Source organism: Bradyrhizobium sp. ARR65, from assembly GCF_000472385.1.
GTDB lineage: Bacteria > Pseudomonadota > Alphaproteobacteria > Rhizobiales > Xanthobacteraceae > Bradyrhizobium.
This window is the reverse complement of the sequence record NZ_AWZU01000019.1, coordinates 113438-128241: the sequence shown is the minus strand read 5'-3', so window position 1 is coordinate 128241 and position 14804 is coordinate 113438. Positions and strand designations below refer to the sequence as shown.

Genomic DNA, 14804 nt, shown 5'->3' with positions numbered 1-14804 from the left:
AATTGGCCTTGGGTGCTTGCGCCGGGGATGAGAACGCCGCCTGCGCGTAAGCGCAGCTGCGGCTCGTATCGTAGTTTAGGGAAGAACAGAACCTTATGGCAACCATCACAACCGCGGCGCCGGCCCAGCCGTCGCGCCGTTGGTACAAGATTCTCTACGTCCAGGTGCTGATCGCGATCCTGATCGGCGTCGTGGTCGGCTGGCAGTGGCCCCATCTGGCGACCAGTGACTGGGTCAAGGCGCTCGGCGACGGCTTCATCAAGCTGATCAGGATGGTGATCGCGCCGATCATCTTCTGCACCGTGGTCTCGGGTATTGCGCATATTCAGGACGCGAAAAAGGTCGGCCGCGTCGGCGTCAAGGCGCTTGTCTACTTCGAGATCGTGTCCACCTTCGCCCTGACCGTCGGTCTGATCATGGGCAATCTGTTTCAGATCGGCCATGGGCTCGCGGCCAAGCCCGACGCGGCGGCGGTGGCCAACTACGTCAAGCAGGCGGAGGCCTCCAAGACCGTCGATTTCATCCTCAACATCATCCCCGACAGCGTGGTTGGGGCGCTGGCGCGCGGCGATATTCTGCAGGTGCTGCTGTTTGCCATCCTGTTCGGCTTCTCACTGATGGCGCTGGGTGAGCGGGGCGAGAAGCTGCGCGGCATGATCGACGACGCCGCGCACGCGGTGTTCGGCGTCATCGCCATTGTTATGAAGGCGGCGCCGGTCGGCGCGTTCGGCGCTATGGCCTACACGATCGGCAAATTCGGGCCGTCCGCGCTCGGCAATCTGATCGGGTTGATCACGCTGTTCTATGCCACGGCGGCGCTGTTCGTCGTGATCGTGCTCGGCCTGATCGCGCGCTTCGTCGGCTTCTCCATCTTCAAGTTCATCGCCTACATCAAGGATGAGCTGCTGATCGTGCTCGGCACGTCTTCGTCTGAAAGCGCGCTGCCGCAGTTGATGGAAAAACTGGAGCGGCTGGGCTGTTCGAAGCCGGTGGTCGGCCTCGTGGTCCCGACCGGCTACTCCTTCAATCTCGACGGCACAAACATCTACATGACACTGGCGACACTGTTCATCGCGCAAGCGCTCGGCGTCGATCTGACCTTCGTCCAGCAGCTCACCATCCTGGTCGTGGCGATGCTGACTTCGAAAGGCGCAAGCGGTGTCACCGGTGCGGGGTTCATCACCCTGGCAGCGACGCTGACGGTGGTCAATCCGGCGTTGGTGCCGGGCATGGCGATCGTCTTCTCGATCGACAAATTCATGAGCGAGGTGCGTGCGCTCACGAACATCACCGGCAACGGTGTCGCCGCGGTGTTCGTATCCTGGTGGGAAGGCGAGCTCGACCATGCCACGCTGCACGCACGACTCAATCAGCAAGTCGATCCCACCGACGTCGAGACTGCGATCACGACAGGATAGGCGGTTGCAGTCTTTCTCCGTCATTCCGGGCAGCCCCAACGGGTCGGCGCTTCGCGCCGCCCGATGACAGGCTCCGGGCTGAGCCCGGAATCTCGCGGCGCAACCTCTCGATTCCGGGTTCGCTCGCTTTGCGAGCGCCCCGGAATGACCTCTCAAGAGGTCGCTCTGAAGGACGAGCCAAAACAAAAACCGCCCGGTTCGCCGGGCGGTTTTTTTAAGAGCGCTATTGCCAGCTCGTTATTCGCTTCGGCCGAAGCGGCGCGACCACCAGCCGGCCCGGCGTGGCGGGGCGGCCTCGGTGGGCGCCTCGGCAGCGGGCGCCGCTGGAGCAGCGGGCGCCGGTTCAGGCGACGGAGCAGGCTCGGCCTGGCTCACGGGCGCCGGCGCAGATTCGGCTGCGGGCGCTTGCTCGGCCTCGCCCGGCCCCGCTGCGGACAGGAAAGTGACCTTCTCGCGCACGGTCGAACGTCGCGGCACATGCTTCTCGGGTTCTGCGGCACGCTCAGGGCTCGCCTCCGCCGTTGGTGCGCTTGCCACTTCCTGCGCGGCAGGTTCGGGCGCGGGCTGCGGTTCGGGAGCCGGCGCAATGGGTCCCGGCTGCGCCTCGGGTAACGTTGCAGGCGAGGTGCCGCTGTCGAAATCGGCAACCGCATTGACGGCTTCGGAGTCCGGAGGCGGCACGAGTTCGTCGGCGATCGAGCCGGCCAATCCATCGTCCGTGCCGCCAGCACCGCGTCGGCGCCGCCCGCCGCGACGGCCCCGCCGGCGCGGTCGCCGCTCGCCGCCCGCCGCCTGATCGGCACGCGCAACGGCTTCTTCGGATTCGTCCTCCTCGGCTTCGCCTTCCTCGGCCTGCGCCTCGGAAACGGCGCCCGGCTCGGCAAAGATGCCTTCCTGCTCCTCGCGCGGCGCGCCTTCGCGAACCTCGCCACCGCCGCCGCGGCCACGCCGGCGCCGACGCCGCCTGCGGCGCGGACCTTCCTGCGGCGCTTCGCCTTCGCCGGCCTCCCGGGCCGAAACCTCGTCGGAGAGTCCCTCCGTCTCCTCGGTTTCCACCTCGGATTCGCGTTCGATGTCGAAGGGCTCTTCCTCCTCGTAAATCTCCTCGCTCGGCGGCGGGGCGGCGGCCGCTTGCGCGGCGAGCAGCGCCTTGGCGGCCTCGAGCGTATGGACCTGCTCGCCACGATCGATGATGTAGGATTGCTGGCCGCTCACGGTGGGATCGGCAATCACCGAGAGCGTGACCTTGAAGCTGTTCTCGAGGTCGCGCAGGTGGCCGCGCTTGTGGTTGAGCACATAGAGCGCGACATCGGTACGGGTGCGGACCACGAGATTGTGGGTCGCGCCCTTCATCAGGATTTCCTCAAGGCCCCGCAAGAGCTGCAGCGCGACCGAGGAGACCGAGCGTACATGGCCGGTGCCGCCGCATTGCGGGCAGGGCTCGGTGGAACTCTCGAGCACGCTGGCGCGGATCCGCTGGCGCGACATCTCCAAAAGGCCGAAATGCGAGATGCGGCCGACCTGGATGCGCGCGCGATCCTGCCGCAGGCAATCCGACAGCTTGCGCTCGACCGCGCGATTGTTGCGCTTCTCGTCCATGTCGATGAAATCGATGACGATCAGGCCGGCGAGGTCGCGCAAACGAAGCTGGCGCGCGACCTCTTCGGCCGCCTCCAGATTCGTCTTCAGCGCGGTGTCCTCGATGTGGTGCTCGCGGGTGGCGCGGCCGGAGTTGACGTCGATCGAGACCAGCGCTTCGGTCTGGTTGATCACGATGTAGCCGCCGGAACGCAACTGCACGACTGGTGAGAACATCGCGTCCAACTGGCTTTCCACGCCCATGCGCGAGAACAGCGGCTGGCCGTCGCGATATTGCTTCACCACCTTCACATTGGAAGGCATCAGCATCTTCATGAAGTCGTGCGCTTCGCGGTAGCCGGGTTCGCCGGCGACCAGGATCTCGTCGATCTCCTTGTTGTAGAGGTCACGCAGCGAGCGCTTGATCAGCGAGCCTTCCTCATAAACGAGGGTCGGCGCCTGCGACTTCAGCGTGGTGTCGCGCACGGTCTCCCAGAGGCGGAGCAGATATTCGAAGTCGCGCTTGATCTCCTGGGGCGTGCGCGACGCTCCAGCTGTGCGCAGGATGATGCCCATGCCCTCGGGTACATCCAGATCCTGCACCACTTCCTTCAGCCGCGAACGGTCCTGGGCGGAGGTGATCTTGCGGCTGATGCCGCCGCCGCGTGCCGTGTTGGGCATCAGCACCGCGTAGCGGCCGGCCAGCGACAAATAGGTGGTCAGCGCTGCGCCCTTGTTGCCGCGCTCTTCCTTCACGACTTGCACCAGCATCACCTGGCGCCGCTTGATGACTTCCTGGATCTTGTACTGGCGGCGCGGGCGGAACGACCGCTCGGGCACTTCCTCCAGCACGTCGTCGCCGCCAACGGACTCGACGAGGTCTTCCTCGGTCTCCTCGGCCTCGTCGGTTTCCTCGTCCTCTTCTTCGTGAGCCTCCTCGTCGGCGGGCGCAGCCGCCTGCTCGTCAGCGGGGGACGCGACCTCATCCTCGGCGGCATGTTCGTCGGAGGCATGCTCGCCGTCGGAGGCCTCGGGCGCATCCGCGCCATGCTGAAGCGTCTCGACTTCGTCCTTGGTGTGGTCGTCGACCTCGTGAACTTCGGGGGCCTCCAGCACGTCAGGCGCAACGGCCGCTACGGAGGCGGGAACTTCGCGCGAAGCCGCAGCCGGGACGGCGTCCTCATGCGCGCCCTCGGCATGCGGCTCATGGCCGTGTTCGTCCTGATCATAGTGATCGTCATGACCGTCGTGATCATCATGCGCATGCTCATCGTCGTGATGCTCATGCTCATGCGCCTCGCCGCGGGCCGCGGCGTCGTCATGCCCAGCGTCCTCATGCGGTGCTGTCGCTTCGGCATCTGAGTGCAGATGCTCGGCGGTCTCTTGCGGCTCGGTCGCCTCGCCGCCGGGGGCAGCTTCCGCAGCCTCGACGATCCCGCTCCTGATGCGCTCGTCACGGTCACGCCGGCGCGAGCTGCGATGGCGAGAGCGGCGGCGGCTGGAACGGTTTTCGTTCTCTTCCTCGGCCTCGCGATGGGCGCGTTCTTCGGCTTCGATCAGCGCTTGGCGATCGGCGACCGGGATCTGGTAATAGTCGGGATGGATTTCGCTGAAGGCCAGAAAGCCATGGCGGTTACCGCCATATTCGACAAAGGCCGCCTGCAGTGATGGTTCTACCCGCGTCACCTTGGCCAGGTAGATATTGCCGCGGAGCTGCTTGCGCTGAGCGGTCTCGAAATCAAACTCCTCGACACGATTGCCGCGGACCACGACAACCCGGGTCTCTTCCGGGTGGGTGGCATCGATCAACATTTTGTTGGGCATCTTTAAACTCTTGAAGGCGGCGCGCGCGGATCACGGGAAGCGCATATCGCGCCGCCGGGTGACGCGACGGTCCACCTGATTCGGGGGTGAGGGGAAGGCCGAAACGCAACCCGGGACGCCCAGCCGAACCCTGCGGGAAGAGGCGTCGCGTGGAGCGTTGGCTCCGCATCGGCGCGGGTCTTCCGCTGGTTTTCATCGGCATCACAGTCTGGCGCATCAAGCGTCGGCCCGTCTGGAACAGTTGGCGGCAGAAGCGGCCGCCTTATCGGTTGCTGACAACCCATGCGGCGCTTGGGGCGCTCGCCTTTGGATCACAGGGGACCCTTGTCCGGGGTCCGGTATCTGGCCATGCCGCCGCTCGAAACCGTCCCTGGAACAAAATCACCTGGGACTGGACGCCGCTCGGGCTCGAAACCGCTTCTCCAGATTGGGCCGCGCGGCTCGCGCTGGCTTTGCAGAGAAGTCGGAAACGCTGGAATCTTCAAAAACGGAAGGTTCCGGCGCTGCACCGGGAGGCTGAACGCGACACAACCGGCAGTAATGGCCGTCAGCACAGGTTACATACGAGGATTGACGCCCCCGCGCAAGGGAGCGTCGCTTGGCCGCCACACTTACCTTTATTCAGTCCTGTTGCGTTAGGGTATCATTAACCCTGCAGTTCTATTGCGGTACAAGGGCCGCTCGGAGGCACGGATTCGGTGGCGAGCCACGCAAAACGTCGTCTTTTGCTGGGATGCGCGCTGCTGTGCGCTGCAGCATTGTCGTGTGTCGAGTTGAATTCGGCCCGTGCTGAAAATCAGGCGCCCGTCGTTGCGCCGAGCCTGCCGGTGGCGTCCGATGCCAGGCTCGCTGGCGACGCCAAACTGACCCGATTCGTCCTGGATCTCGACAAACCGGTCCAGTTTCGGGCGTTCGCACTGGCTGACCCCTATCGGGTGGTGGTCGATATCCCCCAGGTCAATTTCCGCCTGCCGGCCGGAACGGGTGCCAGCGGGCGCGGTCTGGTCAAGGCATTTCGCTACGGTCTGGTGCTGCCCGGTGGTTCGCGGATCGTTATCGATCTCACCGGACCGGCGCGCATCGCCAATTCCAGCATGCTGGATGCCGCCAACGGCCAGCCGTCACGATTGGTGCTTGAATTGCAGGAGGTTGACCGCGAAACCTTCATGCAATCGATGAGCACGGAGGCGCGCCCCGAATCGAAGCCTGCGCTTGCCGATGGCAGCCCCGCAGCGGCTGCTCCGAAGAGCGTGCCGGCGACAAAGCCGGCCGCGCCGGATGCAAGGCCGGTGGTCGTCATCGATCCCGGCCATGGTGGGGTCGACAACGGCACCCAATCGGGGGGCGAGGCCGAGAAAAACCTGGTGCTCGCTTTTGGGCTGGCGCTCCGTGACCGTCTCGAGCAGAACGGCAAATACCGGGTGGTCATGACCCGGACCGACGACACCTTTATCCCGTTGAATGACCGGGTGAAAATCGCCCGCAGCCAATCGGCGGCACTGTTTGTGTCGATCCACGCCGATGCCTTGCCGAAACACGAAGGCGATGCGCAAGGGGCGACCATCTACACCGTCTCCGACAAAGCCTCCGACGCCGAGGCGGAGCGGTTGGCCGAGGCGGAGAACCGGGCGGATGCGATCGGTGGGGTCAATTTGACCGATGAGCCGACCGAGGTTGCCGACATTCTGATCGATCTCGCGCAGCGGGAAACCCGCACTTTTTCAAACCGTTTCGCACGCCTCTTGATGGGCGAGATGAAGAACGCCACGCGAATGCATAAGCATCCTCTGAAGTCCGCCGGCTTCCGGGTGCTGAAGGCTCCCGATGTCCCCTCAGTCCTGGTCGAACTCGGCTATGTCTCGAACAAAGGTGATCTCGATCACCTGGTCTCGGAAAGCTGGCGCAATCGCACCGCCGGCTCGATGGCCCAGGCGATTGACGCCTTTCTGGCCAAGCGATTGGCCACGGCCGGGCCGGCGAACTAATGTGAAACCCGACAAGCCCTAGTTTGGCCACAGCGGCGGTCGTATAGAAGCCGTTGCGAGGCGTTTTGGGAATCACCGAGGTCCCGCCTCGCCGACGAGCTCCTGAGTCGGACGTAGGAATGCCGGCACGCTCACTCGTCAAACGGAAGGCGCCATCTGCTCCGGCGCATGGGTTGGAACGGATAAATTAAGCATGCGCTTGCTGGTGCGCTTCCTGGGTTTCCTGTTCGCCGCTGGAACGGTCATGTTCCTGGTCGCCGTGGCGGCCGTGGCGGGGCTGATCTGGCATTTCTCCAAGGACCTGCCGGATTACTCGCAGCTACAGGATTACGAGCCGCCGGTCATGACGCGCGTCCACGCCGCCGACGGCTCGCTGCTGGCTGAATACGCCAAGGAGCGGCGGCTTTACTTGCCGATCCAGGCGGTGCCGAAACTCGTCATCAACAGCTTCCTCGCGGCGGAGGATAAGAATTTCTACGAGCACGGCGGCGTCGACTATTCCGGCATGCTGCGCGCCGCGATTCTCTACGTACAGAATTACGGCTCCAACAGGCGCCCGCAGGGCGCCTCGACCATTACCCAGCAAGTGGCGAAGAACTTCCTGCTCAACAACGAGGTGTCGTTCACCCGTAAGATCAAGGAAGCACTGCTCGCGATGCGCATCGAGCGCACTTATTCGAAGGACAAGATCCTCGAGCTGTATCTGAACGAAATCTATCTCGGTATGGGCGCCTATGGCATCGCCGCCGCGTCGCTGGTCTATTTCGACAAGTCGGTCAACGAGCTGACGATCGCGGAAGCGGCTTATCTGGCCTCGCTGCCGAAGGCGCCGGCGGCGCTGCACCCGGTGCGCAATCATGACCGCGCGGTCGAGCGGCGCAACTACGTGATCGACCGCCTGCAGGAGAACGGCTGGATCAGCGCGGCGGACGCCGACAAGGCGCGCAAGTCGCCCCTGGTCGTCACGTCTCATCCGACCTCGGCACACATCTTTGCCGGCGAGTATTTTGCCGAGGAAGTGCGGCGCGACATCTTCGAGCGTTATGGCGAGAAGAAGCTCTACGAGGGCGGCCTGTCGGTCCGCACCACGCTGGATCCCAAGATCCAGATGGAGGCGCGCAAGACCATGGTCGCCGGTCTCGTCAATTACGACGAGGCGCAGGGCTATCGCGGTCCGATCTCCAAGCTCGACATCTCCGGCGACTGGGGCGTGAAACTCGCCGACATCAAGTCGCTGTCCGATATTTCGCCGTGGCGGATGGCGGTGGTGCTCGAAACCAGCGAGCAATCGGCGCGAATCGGCTTCCAGCCGGGCCGCGAGCTCGGCGGCGCCGTCAGCAAGCAGCGGGAGACCGGCATCATCACGCTCGACGGCGTGCGCTGGGCGAGGACGGCGTCGGGGTCGACAAGGGGCCGCGCGCCGACGGCGGTCTCGCAAGTGCTTGCGCCGGGCGACGTGATCTATGCCGATCCACTTTACAAGGACGGCAGTCCGGTCGAGGGCCAATACCGGTTGCGGCAAGTGCCGGAAGTCTCCGGGGCCATGGTGGTCATGGATCCCAACACCGGGCGCGTGCTCGCCATGGTCGGCGGCTTCTCCTTCGATCAGAGCCAGTTCAACCGCGCCACGCAGGCCTATCGGCAGCCCGGCTCGTCGTTCAAGCCGATCGTCTATTCGGCGGCACTGGACAATGGCTATACGCCGTCGACCCAGGTGATGGATGCGCCGATCGAAATCGATCAGGGGCAGGGCGCCGGGATTTGGCGCCCGGAGAATTTCTCGTCCGGCAAATATCAGGGACCGACAACGCTGCGGAACGCGCTGCGCCTGTCACTGAATACGGTGACGGTGCGGCTGGCGCAGGACATCGGCATGCCCCTGATTTCCGAATATGCCCGGCGCTTCGGTGTCTATGACGAATTGCCGAACTATCTCTCCTACGCGCTCGGTGCCGGCGAAACCACGGCGATGCGCATGGTTACGGCCTATTCCATGATCGCCAATGGCGGCAGGCGCGTGAAACCGACTCTGATCGATCGCATCCAGGATCGTTACGGTCACACCATCTTCAAGCATGACGCCCGCGAATGCCGCGGCTGTGACGCGCCGGACGGTTGGCGCAACCAGCCCGAGCCGCAACTGGTTGACCGCCGCGAGCAGGTGCTCGACAACATGACCGCCTACCAGATCACCTCGATGCTGGAAGGCGTTGTCCAGGCGGGTACGGCAACCGTAGTGAAAGAGGTCGGCAAGCCGATCGCCGGCAAGACCGGCACCACCAACGAGGCCAAGGATGCCTGGTTCGTCGGCTTCTCGCCGGACGTCGCGGTCGCCATCTACATGGGCTACGACAAGCCGCGGCCGCTGGGCAGGGGCAATGCCGCAACCGGCGGCCACTTGGCCGCGCCAATCGCGCGCGATTTCCTGAAGCTCGCACTCGCCGACAAACCGGCTATCCCATTCAAGGTTCCCGCCGGCATCAAGCTGGTACGCATCGACGCCAGGACCGGTATGCGCGTCGGCCCCGGCGATACCGGACGAACCATCCTGGAAGCTTTCAAGCCGGGCACGGCCCCGCCGGACAATTACAGCGTGATCGGTGTCGCCGATGCCGACGGCAACCGCATGCCGGTCCCGCAGGGAGCACCTCCGGATGCCGGCTACATCATGCGGCCTGGCACTGGCGGACTTTACTAGCCAGATCCAGTCTTAAATCGGTTGATTGAGGCGGCGGCGATTGCGCTTTGCGCAGGCGGCCGCTACATGCACAGCAACACCATCGCGGCGGCCGATGCCGCCCCGAGCAGAGAAATCCAAGCAGAGACGTCAATGCGCGCCGAAATCGAGCGGTTGGTTGAAGAGATCAAGCAGTCAGTCGGGCTGCTGAGGAGGCATCTTTGACGTCGAAACATCGACGGCGCGGCTGGCTGAGCTGAACAAGCTCGCCGAAGATCCCAACCTCTGGAACGATCCCCAAAAAGCGCAAAAGCTGATGCAGGAGCGTACCTCGCTGGAGGATGCGTTGTCCGGCATCGGCAAGGTCGAGCGCGAGCTCGCCGACAATGTCGAGATGATCGAACTCGGCGAGGCCGAGAACGATGCCGGTATTGTCGCGGAAGCCGAGGAAGCGCTGAAGGGCCTGAAAAAAGAGGTGGCGCGGCGCGAGCTCGAGGCGCTGCTCTCGGGCGAGGCCGATCGCTTCGATTCCTATCTCGAGGTCCATGCCGGCGCCGGCGGCACCGAGAGTCAGGACTGGGCGCAGATGCTGCTGCGCATGTACACGCGCTGGGCGGAAAAGCACGGTTTCAAGATCGAATACCTCGAGGAGTCCCAGGGCGAAGAAGCCGGCATCAAGTCCGCCACGGTCCAGATCAGCGGACATAATGCTTATGGCTGGCTGAAGACCGAGGCCGGCGTGCACCGCCTGGTGCGGATCTCGCCGTTCGATTCCAACGCGCGGCGGCACACCTCGTTCTCCTCGGTGCAGATCTTCCCGGTCATCGACGACACCATCAAGATCGACATCAAGGAATCCGATGTCCGCGTCGACACCATGCGCTCGGGCGGCGCCGGCGGCCAGCACGTCAACAAGACCGAATCGGCCGTTCGCCTGACCCATATCCCAACCGGCATCGCGGTGGTCTGCCAGGCGGGCCGCTCCCAGCACAAGAACCGGGCGCAGGCCTGGGACATGCTGCGCGCCCGCCTCTATGAGATCGAGCTTAAGAAGCGCGAGGAAAAGGCCGCCGCCGAACAGGCCGCCAAAACGGACATCGGCTGGGGACACCAGATCCGCTCCTATGTGCTGCAGCCCTATCAGATGGTGAAGGATTTGCGCACGGGCGTGCAGACCTCCGACACCTCGGGCGTACTCGACGGCGACCTCGACGAGTTTATGGCGGCCGCGCTGGCCCAGCGGGCCTTCGGCACGGCGCCAGGCGAAGTCGAAGACGTGGACTAAGCCATGCCGCGCGTTGCGTTCATCGGTCTTGGACGCATGGGCCACGGCATGGCGGGCCGCTATCTCGATGCGGGCTTTTCGGTCGCGGTATGGAATCGCAGCAAGGCGAAGGCAGAGGATTTGATCGCCCGCGGCGCGCGATGGGCAACATCACCTGCGGATGCCGCAATCGACACGGATGCGGTCGTGACCATGGTCGCGGACGACGAGGCGTCGCGGGCCGTTTGGCTCGGCGAGGATGGCGCCGCAACGACCATGAAGGCGGGAACGCTCGCGATCGAATGCTCCACCGTGTCTCATCGCCATGCGCTCGACATGTCGCGCGAGCTCAACAGCCGTGGCCTGATCTATATCGATTGCCCGGTGACCGGATTGCCTGATGCGGCGGCAAGCGGAAACCTGACGCTCTTGGTCGGTGCCGATGCTGCCGATCTGGAAAAGGCCCGGCCCTTTCTCGAGCCGATCGGCTCGACGATCCGGCACTTCGGAGCCGTCGGGACCGGCACCGTCTACAAGCTGATCAACAACCTGATGGGCGCGATCCAGATCGCGGGCATCGCCGAGGGCCTCGCCATCGCCGAGCAGGCCGGTCTCGACATGAAGCTGGTGCTCGAATCGATCGAGACTGGCGTCATTGCCAGCCCTCAAGTGATCCGGCACTCCAAGCGCATGGTCGCGCGCAACTTCGCCGACGCGACGTTTACCGCCACGCTGCGCCACAAGGACGCTGCTTATGCGGTGGCGCTGGCGGAGAGTTTGCTCGCGGAAAAGCCGCTGATGAGCCGCGCTGCGGTGGAATCTTATGCGCGGGCGAAGGCGATTGCACCCGATGACGATGAGGCCAAGATGATCGAGCTGGTGTCGCGGCACAAGTAGGTCGCGGCAAATCCTCCCGGAAATCGGGTGGCGCGGACCTTCCATTGCGGCAAACTTGCGCCATAGGCGCAAGGCAGCAAAATGAACTCGAGCAAGAGTCGAATACATCAGAAGGATTGGCTTTGGCTTGGCGCTCTTGCGGTCCTTTGGGGCGGATCGTTCTTCTTCAATGACATCATCCTGAAAGAGCTGCCGCCGCTGACGCTCGTCTTTTTGCGTGTCGCCTTGGCTGCGTGCCTGCTTCTGCCGCTGCTCTGGATCCGGAACATCGATCTTCCGCATGGCCTGTCGGCGTGGAAACCGCTGGTGCTGGTCGCGATTTTCAACAATGTCGTGCCATTCTCGTTGATCGTGATGGGGCAGCGCTTTATTCCGAGCGGTCTGGCCTCGATCTTGAACGCGACGACGCCTCTGTTCACTGTCGTCGTGATGCTTGTTGCCGGCGAAGAAAGCCCGGAAGCGCACCGGATTGCTGGAGTGATTGCCGGTCTGATTGGCGTCGTCATTCTCCGCGGCGATGGTGATCTCGCGAGTGCTCAGGCAATCGGCATTGTGCTCTGTCTTGCAGCCTCGTTCAGCTATGGAGTTGCAGCACTGGTCGCGCGGCGCCGTCTGTCAGCTTCGCCACCGCTGCAGACCGCCGCCTGTCAGTTGCTGGCCTCAAGCGCGATGATGGCTGTGATCGCCAGCGCCTTCGAGCAACCATGGCGACTTCCCATCCCGGGGCCGGTGACCTGGCTCGCCGTGCTGGGACTCGCAACGCTGTCGACCGCGTTGGCTTATCTCGTGTTCTTCCAGATCCTGCGTCGTTCCGGCGCCACCAATGTGATGCTGGTGACACTTCTTATCCCTGTCACCGCGGTCCTGCTTGGCTATCTGATATTGGGCGAACGCGTCTCGGCGCGCGAAATCGTGGGAAGCCTCGTGATTGGCAGTGCGCTGCTCGTCATTGACGGACGGGTGATCAGGCTGGTCCGGCCGTAGGCTCTTCACGCCCGGCCTGCCACTCCGCGAACCAGCTCCTGAATCGCCCGCTGTCGCGCGGACCGCCGTGCCAGGCCGCGTAGACCGCGCCATCACTCGCTACCAGAAACACCGCATCCAGCCCCCTGGAGCGGCGCAGCGTCTCGATCGCTTGTCGCGGCGTCTGTGCGATGGGACCAGCGACATTGAACGAGGTGTTGACGGATATCTCGACGCCGATGCGGCGGCCGAGCGCCTTCAAATAGGTATAGGTGAGGGGATCGTCGGCTTCGCGGACGATCTGGATGCGTCCGGTGCCGTCGGCATGAATGACGGCTGGAATCTTCGCCCGCGCGTGCGGCTTCGAATGCGCTGTTAGCACCATGTAGTTATAGGCATTGTAGCCGGCGTCGGAGGCGCCTTCCTCCAGCTCGAAATAGTCCTGCGCTGCTTGCAGCGTTGCCATCGGCGCGAGCGGGCGGATCGCCTCCCGGTATTTGACGCGCTCGTTCAGCTTCTCGCGGGCATGGCGATCGCAGGGATTGGCCAGGATCGAGCGATGGCCGAGCGCGCGGGGGCCGGTTTCGGCGGCGCCCTGGTAGAGCGCGATCACGCCGTCTTTCGCAATGATGAAGGCCATCAGGTCGGCGATAGCCTCGCGGCCCTCGACAGTGGAGATATCGCCGATGCGCTGTGAGGCAACGTCGTCTGCGTCGATTGCCGCCTCAATCTCGGCGCGCGAAGGCGGCGTGCCGCAATAGAACGCATGCGTCAGCGGCGCGCCGCGCGGGCTGCCGGCAAGATGCGCGAACAGCCAGGCGGCGCCCATGGTGACGCCGGCATCGCCCGGCACGGGCGGCACCCACAGATGCAGGCGTGCGTTCCGGTCTTGGTTCTGCGCAAACCAGGCTTCATCGAAATGCTCGAGCAGCCGCATATTCCCCAGCGCATTGAGCGCGACGCCGCCCGTGAGCACTAGGCGGTGGGCGCCCGTGACGCGCAACAAATGATCCACCACATGGATCATCGCGTCCTCGAATACGAGCTGCGTCGCAGCCGCTTTGTCCAGGCGGTCCTGTGTGTCGGGCCTGTGTTCGATATCCTCGACCCGCAGCACCGCGTCGGGATTCCAGAGCTGGTCGGGCTTGAGCGGCTCGCCCAAAATCTCGATCAGCGCGCGTTTGTAGGGATGTTCGAACGGGTCGCAATACCAGTTGGCGAGGGCCCGGTTGAGCCGCACCTCGCCATCGGGCTCGAGCTGCAGCACCCGCTTCAACCGCGCATAATAGGGATTACTGGCGCGGCTCATGTCGCCCCACGCGGCGGCGCCCATGTAACGCCCTTCACTGGAGAGCCAGGTCCAGCCGCCCTGGGTCGATGAGATCACGCTGTAGAAGGCGCCGAGCGAGTCGAAGATGCTCTCGTTGCAATAGAGCCGCTGCATCGCGCCGTTCTTGATGACATAGAGCGAGATCGATCCGAGGTCGCCGGTGCCGTCGAGCACGGCGAGTGCGACCGGCTCGCCGTCGTCTCTGAAGGGCGAGGCGGCGAACGAAAACCAGGCGTGATTGTCGTGGTGCGGTAGCGTGATCAACTGAACAGGATCAGCGAGGCCGAGCTGCCGCGCCAGCTTTTTCGGTGTCCGCGTCATCTCGTCCATGCGCCGCCCGTCGAAGCCGGTCGCTTCAAGCCGCCGCGCCAGTTTCAGGCTTTGCGGAAACTCCTCCAGCAGCGAGCGGAACATGGTGCCGGCCAGCGTTGGATAGTCCCAAGAGGTCAGCCAGGCGAAAATATCGGTGACGTCGCGCCCCATGTCGCGCAGAAGCGCCGCCATCGCATCAATCGATTTTTGCGGAAATTCCGACGTGTGTTTGTTGCCGGAGAAGCGCTCTTCCTCATTGTTGAGCAAAAGTCGGGGGCCGTTCGCTTGCGTCACCTCCACCAGCGCCACGCCCGAATTATGCGTGCCCGGTGCGCCGATCCCTGCAAGATAGAGCGCTTCGCCGCGGGCGAGTTTTTGCCGCGCGAGCGCGAGGCGCTCCTTGGCAAAGTGCGAGCCGAGCTGATGGAAGCCGGCTCGCCCCATCGTATGCCTGGCCAGCCAACGCGCGAAATCAAATGCGGCCTTGCCAAGGCGCGGATGTCGCGGGCCAATCCGTCTCTTCAGTTCCAAAATCAAAAACCCCCGGTTGCTCCGC

Annotated in this window: 8 protein-coding genes; 6 read left to right on the top strand and 2 right to left on the bottom strand. The window is 64.1% G+C overall.

Features of this window, described 5'->3' with window-relative positions; all coding sequences use genetic code 11:
- Positions 1–95 precede the first annotated feature (95 nt).
- A complete protein-coding gene (gene dctA / locus F758_RS0121405) occupies positions 96–1418 on the top strand; it encodes a C4-dicarboxylate transporter DctA (RefSeq protein ID WP_024509794.1) in 1323 nt (440 codons plus the stop codon).
- 237 nt (positions 1419–1655) lie between these two features.
- On the opposite strand, the gene F758_RS0121400 is transcribed toward dctA, so the two are convergent.
- A complete protein-coding gene (locus F758_RS0121400) occupies positions 1656–4820 on the bottom strand; it encodes an Rne/Rng family ribonuclease (RefSeq protein WP_024509793.1) in 3165 nt (1054 codons plus the stop codon).
- A 698-nt stretch (positions 4821–5518) separates the two neighbouring features.
- Between F758_RS0121400 and F758_RS0121395 the strand changes: the two genes are divergently transcribed.
- The 5 genes from F758_RS0121395 to F758_RS0121370 all read left to right on the top strand — a co-directional run bounded on the left by F758_RS0121395 (position 5519) and on the right by F758_RS0121370 (position 12627).
- Positions 5519–6805, top strand: a complete 1287-nt coding sequence (locus tag F758_RS0121395) for an N-acetylmuramoyl-L-alanine amidase (RefSeq protein ID WP_024509792.1) — start codon at positions 5519–5521, stop codon at positions 6803–6805.
- Between the two features lie 193 nt (positions 6806–6998).
- Positions 6999–9503, top strand: a complete 2505-nt coding sequence (locus F758_RS0121390) for a penicillin-binding protein 1A (protein WP_024509791.1) — start codon at positions 6999–7001, stop codon at positions 9501–9503.
- A gap of 132 nt (positions 9504–9635) precedes the next feature.
- Positions 9636–10767 (top strand): peptide chain release factor 2 gene (gene prfB / locus F758_RS0121380; RefSeq protein WP_157450094.1). Its coding sequence is split into 2 segments (ribosomal slippage): positions 9636–9704 and positions 9706–10767, totalling 1131 coding nucleotides; the frame shifts between segments, so codons are not numbered across the junction.
- A 3-nt stretch (positions 10768–10770) separates the two neighbouring features.
- Complete coding sequence (locus F758_RS0121375) at positions 10771–11643, top strand: NAD(P)-dependent oxidoreductase (protein WP_024509788.1); 873 nt, start codon at positions 10771–10773, stop codon at positions 11641–11643.
- A gap of 81 nt (positions 11644–11724) precedes the next feature.
- On the top strand, positions 11725–12627 hold the full coding sequence (locus tag F758_RS0121370) for a DMT family transporter (protein WP_024509787.1): 903 nt from the start codon (positions 11725–11727) through the stop codon (positions 12625–12627).
- Here the strand turns inward: F758_RS0121370 and F758_RS0121365 are convergent.
- Entirely contained in the window at positions 12608–14692 is a 2085-nt protein-coding gene (locus F758_RS0121365) for a carbamoyltransferase C-terminal domain-containing protein (RefSeq protein ID WP_084305549.1), read from the bottom strand. The genes F758_RS0121370 and F758_RS0121365 overlap by 20 nt on opposite strands.
- Positions 14693–14804 lie beyond the last annotated feature (112 nt).

What these genes read in the sequence shown, in the direction of transcription:
- dctA (WP_024509794.1), top strand. Translation starts at nt 96, where the DNA reads ATGGCAACCATCACAACCGCGGCGCCGGCCCAGCCGTCGCGCCGTTGG.
- F758_RS0121400 (WP_024509793.1), bottom strand. Translation starts at nt 4,820, where the DNA reads ATGCCCAACAAAATGTTGATCGATGCCACCCACCCGGAAGAGACCCGG.
- F758_RS0121390 (WP_024509791.1), top strand. Translation starts at nt 6,999, where the DNA reads ATGCGCTTGCTGGTGCGCTTCCTGGGTTTCCTGTTCGCCGCTGGAACG.
- F758_RS0121375 (WP_024509788.1), top strand. Translation starts at nt 10,771, where the DNA reads ATGCCGCGCGTTGCGTTCATCGGTCTTGGACGCATGGGCCACGGCATG.
- F758_RS0121370 (WP_024509787.1), top strand. Translation starts at nt 11,725, where the DNA reads ATGAACTCGAGCAAGAGTCGAATACATCAGAAGGATTGGCTTTGGCTT.
- F758_RS0121365 (WP_084305549.1), bottom strand. Translation starts at nt 14,692, where the DNA reads ATGGGGCGAGCCGGCTTCCATCAGCTCGGCTCGCACTTTGCCAAGGAG.